The organism is Streptococcus sp. HMSC062B01 (genome assembly GCF_001811085.1).
In the GTDB taxonomy this organism is placed as follows: Bacteria; Bacillota; Bacilli; order Lactobacillales; family Streptococcaceae; genus Streptococcus; species Streptococcus gordonii.
In genome coordinates this window covers 185,356-201,261 of sequence record NZ_KZ672807.1, presented here as the reverse complement: position 1 = coordinate 201,261, position 15,906 = coordinate 185,356, and the positions used below count along the sequence as shown (strand labels likewise).

13 protein-coding genes are annotated in these 15,906 nt (G+C 40.5%); all 13 read right to left on the bottom strand.

The features are described from left to right. Window positions 1-2: 2 nt before the first annotated feature. Window positions 3-413: a peptide deformylase gene (locus HMPREF2780_RS11335; RefSeq protein WP_061596784.1), complete on the bottom strand. Its 411-nt coding sequence runs from the start codon at window positions 411-413 to the stop codon at window positions 3-5. Between the two features lie 48 nt (window positions 414-461). After that, window positions 462-1,361, bottom strand: coding sequence for a fructokinase ScrK (gene scrK, locus HMPREF2780_RS11330; RefSeq protein WP_045773521.1), 900 nt, complete (start codon window positions 1,359-1,361; stop codon window positions 462-464). Window positions 1,362-1,601: 240 nt separating this feature from the next. Continuing rightward, window positions 1,602-2,126, bottom strand: coding sequence for a hypothetical protein (locus tag HMPREF2780_RS11325; protein ID WP_061596801.1), 525 nt, complete (start codon window positions 2,124-2,126; stop codon window positions 1,602-1,604). A gap of 115 nt (window positions 2,127-2,241) precedes the next feature. Beyond that, on the bottom strand, window positions 2,242-4,053 hold the full coding sequence (gene glmS, locus HMPREF2780_RS11320; protein WP_061594151.1) for a glutamine--fructose-6-phosphate transaminase (isomerizing): 1,812 nt from the start codon (window positions 4,051-4,053) through the stop codon (window positions 2,242-2,244). Between the two features lie 210 nt (window positions 4,054-4,263). After that, window positions 4,264-5,646, bottom strand: coding sequence for a glycoside hydrolase family 1 protein (locus tag HMPREF2780_RS11315; RefSeq protein ID WP_061596782.1), 1,383 nt, complete (start codon window positions 5,644-5,646; stop codon window positions 4,264-4,266). Between the two features lie 133 nt (window positions 5,647-5,779). Next, on the bottom strand, window positions 5,780-7,063 hold the full coding sequence (locus tag HMPREF2780_RS11310; RefSeq protein WP_048777784.1) for a response regulator transcription factor: 1,284 nt from the start codon (window positions 7,061-7,063) through the stop codon (window positions 5,780-5,782). 9 nt (window positions 7,064-7,072) lie between these two features. Beyond that, complete coding sequence (locus tag HMPREF2780_RS11305) at window positions 7,073-8,707, bottom strand: sensor histidine kinase (protein ID WP_105026637.1); 1,635 nt, start codon at window positions 8,705-8,707, stop codon at window positions 7,073-7,075. Next, window positions 8,704-9,318 (bottom strand): YesL family protein, encoded by a 615-nt coding sequence (locus HMPREF2780_RS11300; protein WP_012130799.1) that lies wholly within the window; start codon window positions 9,316-9,318, stop codon window positions 8,704-8,706. The genes HMPREF2780_RS11305 and HMPREF2780_RS11300 overlap by 4 nt, the downstream gene beginning before the upstream one ends. A 152-nt stretch (window positions 9,319-9,470) precedes the next feature. After that, entirely contained in the window at window positions 9,471-10,931 is a 1,461-nt protein-coding gene (locus HMPREF2780_RS11295) for an ABC transporter substrate-binding protein (RefSeq protein ID WP_012130800.1), read from the bottom strand. Window positions 10,932-11,042: 111 nt separating this feature from the next. Then, window positions 11,043-11,978 (bottom strand): carbohydrate ABC transporter permease, encoded by a 936-nt coding sequence (locus HMPREF2780_RS11290; RefSeq protein WP_008809750.1) that lies wholly within the window; start codon window positions 11,976-11,978, stop codon window positions 11,043-11,045. A 13-nt stretch (window positions 11,979-11,991) separates the two neighbouring features. Next, window positions 11,992-12,927: an ABC transporter permease gene (locus HMPREF2780_RS11285; protein WP_012130801.1), complete on the bottom strand. Its 936-nt coding sequence runs from the start codon at window positions 12,925-12,927 to the stop codon at window positions 11,992-11,994. Window positions 12,928-13,094: 167 nt separating this feature from the next. After that, the gene (locus HMPREF2780_RS11280) at window positions 13,095-14,978 is read right to left on the bottom strand and encodes a family 20 glycosylhydrolase (RefSeq protein ID WP_061596778.1); all 1,884 of its coding nucleotides are present in this window, start codon (window positions 14,976-14,978) and stop codon (window positions 13,095-13,097) included. Further along, window positions 14,963-15,841: an ROK family protein gene (locus HMPREF2780_RS11275; RefSeq protein WP_061596777.1), complete on the bottom strand. Its 879-nt coding sequence runs from the start codon at window positions 15,839-15,841 to the stop codon at window positions 14,963-14,965. Before HMPREF2780_RS11275 ends, HMPREF2780_RS11280 begins: the two co-directional genes overlap by 16 nt. Between the last annotated feature and the right edge of the window lie 65 nt (window positions 15,842-15,906).

Below are 15,906 nucleotides of genomic sequence, written 5' to 3'. Positions count from 1 at the left end.
CCCTATATGAGAATCCCTTCCAAATGATCCAGCTCGTGCTGACAGATTTGAGCTGGAAAGTCTTTCAGAGTTATGGTTTGTGGTTGCCAATTTCGATCTAGGTAATCGACAGTAATTTCTTGATAACGGGTTATAGATCTGCTACCAACAAGAGACAGGCAAGCTTCCTCTGTCTGATAAGGGCCTGACTTAGCGCGCAAGACTGGGTTAAACATAATGATTGGAACCAGCCCGTACATAAAAATGATCACGCGCTTCTTAACCCCAATCATATTGGCCGCAAGACCGACACAGTTTTCTTGATTGGCTAGCAGAGTATCCTGCAAATCTTGAGCAAGGTAGAGATCGGATTTTACAGCTACTTCTGATTTTTGCTGTAAAAAGAGAATATCTTTTACAATAGATTGTTGCATGTTACACCTCATATAATAAAGGCCTGATCAAGTCAGACCTTTACTCCTTTATTTTGCATGTCGTTCACTGATTTCTTTAGCCAGTACAAAGTTACCCAACGTTGCTGAACCATTACCAGCTACAGCTGGTGTCACAATATAATCACGAACATCTGGAACAGGAAGATAACCATTGAGTAGTACTGTGAATTTCTCGCGAACACGGTCCAACATGTGCTGTTGCGCCATTACTCCACCACCAAAGACAATCACATCTGGGCGGAAAGTTACAGTAGCTTGAATCGCAGCTTGAGCAATGTAGTAAGCTTGAATATCCCAGACAGAGCTGTTAAGCTCAATATTTTCACCACGGATTCCGGTACGAGCTTCCAAGCTTGGACCAGCTGCCAGACCTTCCAAACAGCCATTGTGGAAAGGACAGACACCATTAAATTCTTTTTCTACATCCATCGGATGCTTAGCTACATAGTAGTGACCCATTTCTGGGTGACCAGCACCACCGATAAATTCTCCACGTTGAATCGCTCCAGCTCCAATTCCTGTCCCAATTGTATAATAGACTAAGTTTTCAATACGGCCACCAGCATTGTTGCGAGCTACCACTTCTCCAAAAGCGGAACTATTAACATCAGTAGTGAAGTAAATTGGTACATTAAGAGCACGACGAAGGACACCAACGATATCCACATTCGCCCAATGTGGCTTTGGAGTTGTCGTAATGAAACCGTATGTTTTTGAATTTTGATCAATATCAATTGGTCCGAAAGAGCCAACAGCTAAACCAGCTAAATTATCAAAACGAGAGAAAAATTCAATCGTTTTATCTAAAGTTTCAATCGGTGTTGTAGTAGGAAACTGTGTTTTTTCAACAATTTCAAACTTCTCATCACCAACCGCACAGACGAACTTAGTCCCGCCAGCTTCCAAACTTCCATATAATTTTGTCATAAAATTCCTCTTCTTTTATGCTATCAGAATTAAGTTAATCAGACTTCCCTGACACCTTTAATCTGATTTGCAAGTTTTTCTTTTTTGCATTCAATTTATTATAGCATATCTCACGGCAACTATTTCACCAAACTAAATTTTTTTCATGCTTTTTTCAAGACATTTAACCAATATCCTGCTCCTAAAAAATATCCCCCAAGTTTTCTCGGGGGAGTTGTCAATTCACTTCTTACTCATAAATCATTGGAAGCTGACTGTATTATTTTTTATGATCATTTTTGATTCTGGTGAGATATCCGTTTGTTCTAGTGTTATAATCGTTTCACCTTTTTCATCCAATATATGCCAAGCACCATCTTTATGTCCTAACAAAGCAACACCATTCTCTCCGCTATCTTCATCTTTATATGTTGTAGAAAATGCCTGATCCACACCCTCTAGTAAGCGCTCCTCTTTCGTACTAAGGGTTACCAAATAGTAAGCTCCCGCTCGAACACCTAGCGCATACTGATTATCAATCTGAGTGTACTTTTCATAAGCTGAGTGGGAAGATAAGGCGCTACTGAGAGTTTTACTCAATTGTTTCTTCACCTCTTCACTTCTTTTCTCATCTATAGATTGAATTGTTTTCTGTACATCTTTGACCTTAGCAACTTCCTGTCTTTTGGCTTCTCTAGCCTGATAAATCAAGAAGGTTCTCACCAAAAATGAACTCCCAAAAACCAAGCCGACAATCAGAGAAATGACATTACCTTTTTTCTTCATCCGATCCCCCATGTATCTATAAGTAGTATATAAGAAATGTTTCCTTATAACCTATAGCATAACAGAATATTTTTGAGAAAACAAATAAAACCTAGCAGAACTAGGTTTTATGATCTTATTCAACGGTTACTGACTTGGCCAAGTTACGTGGCTTATCAACATCCAGACCACGATGCAGGGTTGCATAATAAGCAACGAGCTGGGTTGGAACGACCATAGAAATCGGTGACAGATAAGGATGTACTTGACTGAGTACAATATCATCATTGTCTTTGGCTACATTTTCTTCAGCAATGGTCAATACATTGGCACCACGAGCTGCTACTTCTTGGATATTTCCCCGCGTGTGGTTGGCAAGGACAGGATCTGATAAGAGGGCCAGAACTGGTGTTCCTTCTTCAATCAAGGCAATCGTACCATGTTTTAATTCACCAGCTGCAAATCCTTCACACTGAATATAAGAAATTTCTTTAAGCTTGAGGCTGGCTTCCATAGCTACATAGTAATCTTGACCACGACCAATATAGAAGGCATTGCGAGTTGTTCCCAAGAGATTGTCAACCTTGCTCTCAATTAGCTCTTTCTCAGAAAGGGTCGATTCAATAGACTGGGCTACCAAGGATAGTTCATGAACAAGGTCAAAGGCTGCAGCTTTTTCCGAAGCATTGGCGTCTCCTACTGCTTTAGCTAAGAATGCCAAGGCAGCAATTTGTGCAGTATAGGCCTTGGTTGAAGCAACCGCGATTTCAGGACCTGCATGAAGAAGCATGGTATGATTGGCTTCACGAGACAAGGTTGATCCTGGCACATTTGTAACTGTTAGGCTTGGAATCCCCATTTCATTGGCCTTGACCAAGACCTGACGACTATCAGCTGTTTCGCCTGACTGACTAATAAAGATAAAGAGTGGTTTTTTACTGAGAAGTGGCATACCGTAGCCCCATTCAGATGAAATTCCCAGCTCAACTGGCGTATCTGTTAATTCTTCAAGCATTTTCTTAGAAGCAAAGCCAGCATGGTAAGAAGTCCCTGCTGCAAGAATGTAAATACGGTCAGCTTCTTGTACAGCCTTGACGATAGCTGGATCTACAACTACTTGCCCGTTTTCATCCGTATAAGCTTGGATGAGTTTACGCATGACAGTTGGCTGCTCATCGATTTCCTTGAGCATATAGTAAGGATAGGTTCCTTTACCAATATCAGACAAGTCTAACTCAGCAGTATAACTTTCGCGTTTCTGAAGGTTACCGTCATAGTCCTGAACCTCTATACTGTCTTTACGAACAATAACCAACTCTTGGTCATGGATTTCCATAAATTGATTGGTTTCCCGAATCATGGCCATGGCATCTGAGCAGACCATATTATAGCCTTCTCCCAGACCGACTAGAAGCGGAGATTTATTTTTTGCAACGTAAATGACCTCTGAATCCTCTGAATCAACCAAGGCAAAGGCGTAAGATCCACGGATAATATGAAGGGCTTTTTTAAAGGCCTCTAGGACTGATAAACCGTCTTCTTCAACAAATTTCCCAATCAAATGCACTGCAATTTCAGTATCTGTCTGACCTTTGAAATGGTGACCTGAAAGGTATTCTTCTTTGATCTCCAAATAGTTTTCAATGACTCCGTTGTGCACCAAGACAAAACGTCCTGTCTCAGAGCGATGAGGATGGGCGTTGCTCTCGCTTGGTTTCCCGTGAGTAGCCCAGCGGGTATGACCAATACCAGTCGAACCTGCCACGTCGATTCCAATTTTAGAACGCAGGTCTGCAATACGGCCGACAGATTTGACCAGGCTAGAATTTTTTCCTGTTGTTACAAAAATTCCAGCTGAGTCATAACCACGGTATTCCAATTTTTCCAAACCCTGCATTAAAATATCTGTTGCGTTGCGATTTCCGACAACTCCGACAATTCCACACATACTTACTAATTGAGTGATGCACCACGGACATCACTACTCTCCTTTAAAATTGGTATAGTCTGATACATTAGGTATCAAACAAGCAAGAACAGTATATAGTTTTCTTTTTCCCTTGTCAAGCTTTAAAATTGGTATAGCTAAAAAATATAAGATATACTCTCCATCTTAGCCAAGCAAAAACCCTGTTACCAAAGATAACAGAGTACTCACTCACTCAAAACCATTGTTTTGACTTAATTCTTTAAACCAATAACCTGATTTCTTAATAATCCGTTCTTGAGTTTCCAAATTCAATTCAATCAGGCCATAACGGTTTTTATAGCTATTGAGCCAAGACCAGCAATCGATAAAGGTCCACATGAGGTAGCCTGTACAGTTGGCCTCGTCTTGAATGGCACGGTGGAGCTGGCGCAGATGGCCTTTGACAAAGTCAATACGATAATCATCTTGGATAAAGCCATCTTTACGGAATCTTTCTTCATCTTCAACTCCCATTCCATTTTCCGTCAGCATCCATTCGATATTGCCATAATTTTCTTTGATATTTTGAGCGATATCATAAATCCCTTGCTCGTATATTTCCCAGCCACGGTGGGGATTGATTTTACGACCAGGCATGACATATGGCTCATAGAAATGCTCTGGCAGGAGTGGACTGTCCGGATGCTTTGCAAAACGCGGTGCCATAACCCGCAAAGGCTGGTAGTAATTGACTCCAAGGAAGTCCACGGTGTGCTCGCGAATGAGTTCCAACTCCTCCGCTGTATAATCTGGCAGCAAATCATGCTCAGACAAAATCTCCACTAACTCCTCTGGATAAGTCCCTAAAACAGATGGATCTAAGAAAGATTGGGCTTGGAAGAGGTCTGCAATACGCGCAGCCTTCACATCAGCAGGATGTTGGCTTCGGGGATAAGCCGGTGTCAAGTTTAGGACAATCCCAATCTTAGAGTCAGGCAAGATTTCATGACAAGCCTTGACTGCAAGACTACTAGCTAGTTGTGTGTGATAGGCTACCTGAACCGCTGCTTTTGCATCTACCTTGTGAGGATAATGGGCATCATAAAAATAGCCAAACTCCACCGGAACGATAGGTTCATTAAAGGTAATCCATTGATCTACCAAGTCCCCATAGGTCTCAAAACAGAAACGAGCATAGTCAACATAGGCCTTGATGGTTGCCTTATTTTCCCAACCATCCCCATCTTCTTGAAGTGCAAAAGGCAGGTCAAAGTGGTAGAGATTGACTAAAAGGCGGATTCCCTTAGCCTTAATGGCTTCAAAGACCTGTCTGTAGAAAGCCACTCCTTGAGGATTAACTTCGCCTCGGCCTTGTGGGAAAACCCGTGACCACTGGATAGAAGTTCGAAAGGCTGTATGACCTGTCTCGGCTAGAAGATCAATATCTTGCTCCCAATGTTCATAAAAAGTAGATGTTTGTTCTGGGCCGATTTCATTGTAGTAGCGATTAGGCTCCACTTTGTACCAGTAATCCCAAAGATTGTCACCCTTGCCGTCACCAGGCACGCGGCCTTCAGTTTGCGGACCAGATGTGGAAGAACCCCAAACAAAGTCTTTTGGAAATGTAAGCATATGGTTACCTCACTTTATAAAGTCACCTTCATTATACTCTTTCTGATGGTATAAAAACAGGACCTATTTATTCCAATTTTTCTGCTTTTTAAAGAGAAAAATTCTAAATAGATCCTTAGCTTTATCTGATTCATTAGTCTACTTGCTGGCGGTAGGCCTTTGGCGACTTGCCACAGAGTTTTCTAAATACTTTGTAGAAATATCCAACATTGCTGTAACCCACTGCATAACAGACATCTTCAATACTGTCATTGGTTGACAAAAGCAACTGTTGGGCCGCCTTAATTCTCTGCTTATTCAGAAGCTCAGCAAAGGTCGAATTGGTCTCACGCTTAATCAACTGTCCTAGGTAGACCGGATTAATAAAGAGGTCTTTACTGATATCCTTTAAAGACAGATCCTTTTGATAATCGCGACCAATGACTTCTAGAACACTGGCGACGTTTTCATTCATACGATACTGAGCAAATAGATGAGTTAGCTTTTGCTTAATATAATCTAGCAGGTCCTCAAAGGACATCATGCCTTCAATCTCCTTGATAATGCTGGTCATATCATCTGGTTTCAAATGCTCGAACAAATGATAAACATCCATCATAAATTGAATAAAGAGCTGTTTGGTAATCGATATCCTTGGTGTGTGACTCAAGACGACACCTTTTAGCAAGTCTAATTCGTCCAAAATCTGATTGATATTCCCCTGAATAATCACACGATACATGGGTTCATAGTATTGGAAAAGGGGATCCGCCTGATGCAGGCCAACCGTTCCATAAAAGACAACTTTCTCAAGATTGGATTTGAATTGTTGCAAATTATCTTTGTAAGGAGGCTCCAGCTCTATCTGGTAGAGGCTCTCTTCTTTCGTATGTGATAGGAAAAGATATAAGGTCTGACCAGATACGGAATAAGAAGTAGAAGCGATACCTTGAGGGATTCGACTAGCTCCTAGCCAAATTGTTCCTTCCTTTTCTAACAGTCTAGTCAAATCCTCCTCTGATAGACCATCTTGGAAAATTGCTTCCATTTGATGGTGAGAAGATTGGTCAAATTGCTTGGAAAGTTTCTCTAAAATAGCTGCAAGCTCAACCTTATTGACAGGTTTGACCAAATAATCAGCCACCTGCAAATTTAGGGCCTTTTTGACATATTCAAACTCCTGATAGCCTGACAAGATGATAAAGGCGAGTTTAGGTAGGCTTTCTTTCATCTGGGCAATCATTTCTAGGCCATTCATACCTGGCATATTGACATCGGTGATGACCAAATCAACAGGGTGGTTTTTAACATAGTCTAGCGCTTCTTCAGCATCATTGGCTGTTGCCACAACCTCCATATTCCATTTTTCAAAAGGGATGAGAACTTTCAGACCTTCGGTAATCATGTATTCATCATCAACTAGTAATACTTTATGCATGGTGTTTTCTTATTCATCCTTGATCTCTATAATATAGCGAACGCCCCTATTTTCTCCCGACTCTACAGCAATGCTATAGCGATCTCCAAAGAAAAGCAAGAAACGTTCGTGGATATTGATAATCCCAATCGAGGTCCTTTTCTCCTTATTTTCCGAATTTTCCAATTGACGCTTGGCTAAAATTTGCTGGATTTCTGCAAGCTGGTCAGCCTTTATTCCACGGCCATTGTCTTGAACAATGATTTGAACTGCATCAGATTTTTTCAAGACTTTGACACTGATTACATTATCCTTTCTGCGATAGTCTACACCGTGGACGAAATAGTTCTCCACCAAAGGCTGGATAGTAAACTTAGGAATAATCATTCCTTTAAGCTCCTCAGCAATGGTAAAGCCATAAGCAACCGAGTTTGGATGGCGCACCATACAGAGATAACTATACTTACGACAGAACTCCAATTCGCTTTCCAGGGTCACCTGCGTCTCATCAGAAATATTGTTTCTCAGCAAGCTGCTAAATTCATAAATAATATCCGCAAGTTCTTCTTGGCTCTTCATAACCGCATACATACGAATAAACTCCAGAGTGTTATACATAAAATGCGGATTGATTTGGGCCTGCAAAGCCCGCATATTGGCATCTTTTTGACTCAGCTGTAGCTGGTAGATGTCATGAATATTGCGATCAAGATTATCCAACATGGTGTTGGTGTTATCAGCAATCAAGAGCAATTCCTGCTCCTTGGTTGCAGTCTCAATTCTTAAGTGACTGTCTCCTTGTCCTATTGCTTGGATCGTATCCACCAAATCAATAACCTGGCGCTGATAGTTGCGGAATACTCGTTGCAGAATCAGATAAAGACTGCCTGTTAGAATTGCACTAATACCCACTATGACAATGGCATTTACTAAACTTCTCTCTAAAACATAATGTTCTGGAACAGCCACTTGAACACCATAGCCATGAGGTGTCTCCTTGACCAGCCAATTCTTACTTTTCCCTTCCCCAAATGTCAGCATATTTTTTTGGAAGGGCGAGGTAATTTTAACCAGTACAGGGGTTGTATTTCGAATATTGTCAATCGTTTGTTCAAAAACTTGGGAATCAATCGTTAGATAAACGACCCCGATATGGTTGCTGGTGACACTGTCATAAATAGGGATTGGAAAAGCATTCTTAGCTGGCTTATATTTACTAGCTTCAACTTGCATTCCTCCTTGTTTTTGACGAGTTGAAACAAAGACTGTCTTGTAATCCTGCAATGCAATATCAAAACCAGCCACAAAATCATTCTGCAGATAAATATCGGCAATATTCTCGTGTAGCGAAACTTCAACAATCCCAAGAAGACCATTATTTAAACGCCAATAAATGTATTCGGATGGCGACATGGTGAAATAATTATAGACACCTTCTAACTTGGCCTGGTTACCTACAAGACTTTTAGTGATTTGAACACCACGCTGATAGTAGGATTCAACTTCGTCAACCAATCTTGTTGAAATACGCTGGGAAGTTTCTGTTACTTCTTGAACCTTGGACTGCCAACTGGCATAAGAGATTAACAAAGCTACAAAGCCAACAATGACAAACATGGTCATTGCATAGACTCTTAGCAAGGAATTTAACCAAAATTTTTTCATGGTTGGTCCACTAATCTAGAAGCAATCAACTGATAGACTGGTTCTAGTAAATCACTGATAAAGAAATGCCAAGCCCCCAGAAAGACAAAGAAAACCAAGGCAGGCATGTAATAAAAGATTGCCATAATCATGGCCGTTCCAAATGCAATCTTAAACATTGCACCTACATTCAAAAACATGCCAATAAAGGAAAGCTTGATCGAATTTATATAAGACAACTCGAAATAAACTTGCAATTTCAAATAAACTGCGTAAGCTAGTGGCAATAGAAGAGCTAAAAGCAGGTTTAAAATACTGATAATCACAGTTAAAATAGACTGAGGCAGCTGAACAAGAAGATAGAGGCCATACAAGAAAACTGCCTCAATTGAAAGTAGGGTATAAAAAACCTGATTAGAACGAAGAAAGTTCTCTTTAAATAAGGACCAAGCCTCTTGCCACTTATAAGCTTTATAATCATATCGGTATTGAGCAAAAAGAGTCATTAAAACCGTACTAGCAGGTGCTAGGCCAAACAAGACACCACCACAGAGAGTCAGGACTAAAAAAATTCCCGATGCCAGCATTGCCATATAAATTTTTTGAAAAACAAATTCAATGAATTTCCCCATATCCTACCTCTTCTATTACATCTTCAATCTAAAAATCATATAAACAAATTATACCATATTTTAGATCCTTACTCTTTTCAAAATTGAACAATCGAACAAGAAAAAAACAAGAAGGTCGGGATCTAAATCCCAACCTCAATGTTTACCTCGGCTTATTTTTTAGCAGCCAAAAATTCATCGTATTGTTTTTGCATTTCTTTCAGTACTCTGTCGTAAGCACCTTCAGATTTAAGTTTTTCCATCAATTCTGGAATAGCTTTTTCTGGGTCTACTGTACCAGTGTTAATAGCTGTATCAAATTGTTGCATTGTGTTTGTAACAGCTGTGATATCAGATTTAACTGGTTCTGTGTTGAAGATAAATCCAAGAGCTGGTGATTCTTTTGCTTCAGCCAATTCTTTCTTAGAATCTTCAATTTGTTGATCAGTTACATTTTCGTTGATGTAAAGGATCCAGTTGTTACCAGTGTTCCATCCAGACATGTGAGTGTTTCCGTTATAGCCATCCAAGACTTTTACACGGTTTTCTGAACCTTTAACTTTTTCCCAGTTTTCTCCCTCTGGTCCATAAACAAGTCCATTAAGAAGTTCTGGGTTAGTGTTCAATTCGTTCAACACTTGCATTGCTTTTTCTTTGTTCTTAGAGTTGTTTGAGATGACAAAGTTAGCAACTTGAGTTGTTTGGTTTTTCTTGATGAATTTAGTAATTGGTTTGATTTCGATCTTACGGTTTGCTACACGTGAAAGCAAGCTGTTACCATAGTCAGCAGGACCTACTGTTTCTTCACGAACAAGCCATGTATCGCTGTTGTGTTCGTAAGTGGTATCACTTGTTGCTACGTCTTTAGGAATGTATCCAGCATTGTAGAATTTGTGAAGAGTCTTCAAGTGTTCTACGAAGCGAGGGACTTCATAACGGTTGACGATCTTAGTAGTGTCACCTTCCATATCGATAACAAATGGAAGACCGTTTGCTACTGGGTAGTCAAAGTTTTCTGATGGAATGAAGTTTTTACCAATTGCAAATGGTACAACGTTTGGATCTTTTTCTTTGATTGCTTTCAAAACAGGTTCAAGTGTTTCATATGAATTCACGTTTGAAATGTCAATTCCATATTTTTCCAAAAGAGGTCCGTTGAAGGCAAAGTTTTGTGATGATGCTACGTTAGCAGCTACTGGAACAGCATAGATCTTACCATTTACAGTGTTACCTTTGATGTAAGCAGGGTCGAGAGCTTTGTAAAGTTCTTTCCCTTCTTTCTTATAAAGGTCTGTCAAGTCAGCATAAGCACCTTTTTGAGCAGTTACAACATAGTTATCAGCAAAAGCGATATCATAGTTTTCACCAGATGAAGTAATTACAGACATTTTCTTGCTGTAGTCACCCCAACCAAGGTATTGCATTTCTAATTTAGCATTAACTTTCTTTTCCAAGATCTTGTTAGCATTTTCCAACAATTTGTCCAAGTTGTCTGGTTTATCACCAATTTGGTACATCTTAATGGTTGTTGGACCATTTTCTGAACTAGATGATTTACTGCTACCGCAGGCAGCCAAAGCTGTAATCAAGAGTGCGCTGGCTGAGAAGAGTGCGACTTTTTGCCACTTTTTCATAAGAAAAACTCCTTTATTTTTATTTTTTGATAAACAATTTAATGAACTGATAAGCTCAGTTACGAAGCTGACTTCAAGGAAGTCCATACTTGACAGGCAAGTTTAGGACTTTTATTCCTTGACCCCACCAATCGTTAAACCTTTTACGAAATAACGTTGGAAGAATGGGTAGAGCATTGCAATTGGCAAGGTTGCCACAACCACCATGGCCATACGACCAGTTTCTTTAGGCAGTCCACTGGCTGCCCCAACAACTTGTGATGACAGACCTGATGATTTTGCGATGTAGTCCATATTTGATTGGATTTGCATCAGCAAGTATTGCAAAGGATAGAAATCTGGATTTTTGATATAAAGCAAGGCATTGAACCAGTCATTCCAATAAGCTAGAGCTGTGAAGAGACTGATTGTTGCAATACCTGGTAGAGCAAGTGGTAAACAAATTTGGAAGAAAATCCGTGTTTCACTTGCACCATCAATCTTAGCTGATTCAAGAATTGCTTCTGGAATCGTCCGTTTAAAGAAGGTACGCATCAAGATAATGTTAAATGGAGAAAGCAACATTGGTATAATCAAGGCCGCAATGGTATCTCCGATTCGTAGCAACTGAGTTACCACGATGTAACCTGGAATCATACCTGCATTAAAGAGCATGGTAATCAAAGCAAATACTGTAAAGAAGCGTTTGTATTTAAATGTTCTTCTAGAAATTGCATATGCGTATGTCGTTGTCATGAAGACATTGACGCTGGTACCGACTGCTGTCACAAACAGAGTGATAAAAAGGGAGTTTAAAATTTTGTCCTTAAACTGTACCAGGAAAAGATAACCGTCAAAGCCAAATTTAGAAGGCCAGAAGCTGAAACCATTTGTCGCTATCACAGACTCATTTGTAATAGAGATCATAATAACGAAGATAAATGGTAAGATACAAGATAGGGCAATAATCCCGATTAAAATACTGAAAAATAAGTTAGCTGGCTTACTGAAGGCATGGATACCAACGTTATCGATTTTTTCTTTTTTGATTTTTTCCGATTTTTTCATTGGTTCCTCCTTTCTAGAATAGCGCAGAATCTTTATCTATGCGACGAACAATCAAGTTAGATACTAAAACGAGTATTAAACCGACAACGGATTGGTACAATCCTGCAGCTGCGGCCATTGTGATGTCCCCAGTTCCTGAAAGTCCATTGTAGACATATACGTCCAAAACGTTAGTAACACTATAGAGAGATCCTCCTCCTCCGTTACGGGTTACTGTATAGAAGAGACCGAAATCCGCGCGGAAGATATTTCCGACTGCTAGAATGGTCAAGACCGTAATCAGAGGTGTTAGCTGAGGCAAGGTAATGTTGCGAATGCGTTGCCACTTGGTCGCACCATCCACTGTTGCTGCTTCATAGTAGGTCGGGTCAATCCCCATAATGGTTGCATAGTAGATAACACTACTATATCCAAGTCCCTTCCAAATACCCAAGAAGAGCAAAAGAGCCGGCCAAATTCCTAAAGTTGTATAGAAGTTAATGGCTTCCTTTCCAAAACCTTGAAGCAAGTGATTAATCAGTCCTTTATCAATGTTTAAGAAAGCATCTACAAAGTAACTGATAATAACCCAAGACAAGAAATAAGGGAAGAGCATCGAAGTTTGGTAAACTTTCACTAACTTCTTAGATCGCATTTCACTAAAGATAATCGCAATCGCCACTGCAGCAATCAAACCTAGAATGATAAATCCGAAGTTGTAAAGCAGGGTATTACGGGTGATGATAAATGCGTCCCTCGAGCTAAATAGGAATTTGAAGTTATCCCATCCCACCCATTTACTATTTAAGATACTGGCAATGAAACCATCAGGGTGAATATGGAAATCCTGAAAGGCAACTACGTTTCCGAAAACCGGAATGTAGAAGAATAAAATCAACCAAATAACTCCTGGCAGAACCATGAGCAAGAAAACGAAATTTTCTTTTAATGTTTTTATCAACTTTTTCATGCAAATCTCCCTTTCTATTTAGTTGACACCGTTTTCACATTTCTATTATATGCTTTTTTAAAAATAATTTTAAACTCCAAATTATAGAAAAAACTATACAAATTATTTATCCAATTTATAGATAAAAATGAGATGAAAAAGCCGACCCCCAAAAGGTCGGCTTTTTGCTAAGTCGTATAAATCGTTGAGGCCGTTGCAATCAAGTGCCATTGGTTGGCCGTTGTCGCTGTCAAACCTTGGTCCTTATAGAAATCATTAAAAGGCAAGATTTCTTGTTCTAATTCTTCGACACGCTCGATTTGACCACTAATGTATTGCTCTAAGCGTTCTTGTGCTCGTTTGATCCGTTTGAGTAAACCTCCAAAACGGATGTCAATTGTGTCCAAGCCAAAAATCTTATTTTCCTGCTGCCATTGGCGACTAAATTGGTCCGAAAAGTCTTCAACCATTTGGTAAAGCTGGGGTAGATCTTTTTCAGCTAAGGCTGACAAATGTTCTTTATCACCATTACGATAAGCTTTCTGAATGCCAGATGTTATGGAAATCTTCAAAGCTAAGAGTGCATTTAACTGGGCTTGTGTCTCAAAAATATAACCATATTCGCCCGCTCTTTTGCTGACTTCCTTTAACTGTTGAGCAGATACTTCGAAATGCTGCTTGTCTTCTTCCGGTCGGATATGGCGTTCCAGCAGGGGACAGAGGATGTCTTGGTAAAGGACATAGCGATTTGGATTGATACCACTGAGGTTTTCTGGTAAACCTGGCAAGAGATTGGCCAAATCTATTTTCATAAAATCATCAAAGTCAAGCCCTGTGCTCACTAAGAAGTGTTCTGAAACTTTCTTCAAGTCATTTCGATAAGCTAGTTCCGCCCAAATCTGCAGAGCAGGTAAGATTGAGAATTGAGAAGTTTCTCCACCATTATCTCCCCAGCCTGTCACAATCACTTCCTTGACCTGATTTTTCCTGCAGGCCTTATTGGCTTCGATAGCTACCAAGCGGCTGAAATGATTGTGTGGTGTAAAGCCAATCCACTTCCAAGCGCCACCAGCAAAGGCAATATTTTGACTGATTTTATGATGATTTTGGAAGTTGCGATTGTATTTTTCCTCGCTATCCTGATAATAATCCCAATAAACCAAGGTCACTCGGTCTTTAAGACGATCTAGATAAACACGAGTTTCTTCTGGGATTTCTACATCACGGTCGTACTGACCATCTGCAGACATGAGTTTGAAGAACATATCGCTCCACATCTGACAGTGGAAACCATACTTATCTGCAATATCCAAGACTCGCTCAAGGTGTTGACACATGAGAAGACTGCGGTTTTGGAAACCATGTTGAATCAAATAACGTCCGAGACCGACCAAGTGGGCTTCATCCATGCCGATATTAATCTTGCGTGTACGCAAATGGGCCATCGTCTGGAACATGCCCTCGATTAGGTCATAAACTTTTTCTTCACCAATCAGCAGGATATCCTCAACATCTCGCAGTTCTTGTACTTCTTTGACACCCCATTTGACAAAAGCTGACAGATGAGCCAAGGTCTGAATGCAAGGAACAAAGGTCATATCAAAATCTGCGGCATAATCTTCAATCTCTTGCAATTCTGCAACGGTGTAGCGTCCTCTGAAATAGCCAAAATAAGGCTGATTTTCTATCTCATAGGTATCTTCCATATAGAGCTCAAAGGTAGAATACCCCATCAAAGCCAAGACCTCAATCATCTGCTTAGCTGAGCTTAGGTTTAAGACGGCATTGCGGGAGCAATCAGCCATATAGGCCAAATCCTCATAGGCTGCCTCTTCCTCAATCTGCACTTCGTCTTGACCTGATCCAAGCGCAGAAGATAAAAGCACCAAAGCTCGATAGAGCTGATGAGGTTGCTTAAAACTAACTTGATAACGCCCCTGACGTCCTTCAACCTTGATCGATCTAGCTGAATCAGTGACAAGACTGACTTCAATCTCCCCCAAGTTCAAATACTTTTCTAAACGGGAAAGAGCTTTTTCTTGTTTACTAGATAATCCTAAGAATGTGGCCATTGGCCTTCCTCCTGTAACCAGTTTACTAAAGCACCATACAGATTAGCCTCTCCTTGGTAGGTACAAGCCAGAATCTCTGGTACAACCGAATATTCTTCATAGCGATCAACATAAGAAGCAATCGCTGAGCGGACACCTTGAATAAAGTCAGGATTTTGGCTGATAGAGCCACCCAAACTAATCACATCCGGATCAAATAAATATTGGATATTGAGCAGCCCCTTGGCAAGGTTTCGGTTCATCTGCTCAATTGCTGCTTGGCAAGTTTCATCTCCTGCAGCCGCAGCTTCATAGATCTTCTTACCATTCCAGTCTTGCGAGCCGGTACTAGCTTGAACAGAGCGAACAAGACTACCTGTCGAAGCAAGAAGTGACCAATTCCCTAGCGTCTCAGCTGGTTCAGACAAGAGCATATAGCCAAATTCTCCACCCAGATGGTGCTTGCCACGGTGCAATCTGCCATTGAGAATCATGGCGCCACCAATACCAGTACCAACGACCACACAGGCTGCATTTTCTAGCTCAGGGTGAGCCAAAAGCTCGCTTAAACCAACACAGTTGGCATCATTTTCTAAATGAATTGGCAGACCGTATGAAGCTAGCTTATCATACCATGAGAAGCCATGAATATAAGGAACTGCACTAATACCACCAATGATGCCTGTTTCTCGATCAACTGCCCCAGGCACACTCATGGCAATGCCTTGGTAAGCTCGCTTAGAAAGACAAGAATCCAGCCAAGCCAGCAAGTCACCTAGATTGTCAGGTGTTGCAAGGTCTTTCTTTTCCAGTATTTCCCCTTCTTTGGACATAGCCGCAAACTTGATACCTGTGCCGCCTATATCGACTGTTGCAATGACCATGTTTTTCTCCTTTACTTCTTTTATTAATTCTAAGGCTGGGACAAGATGGCCCAGTCTCAGTTTAA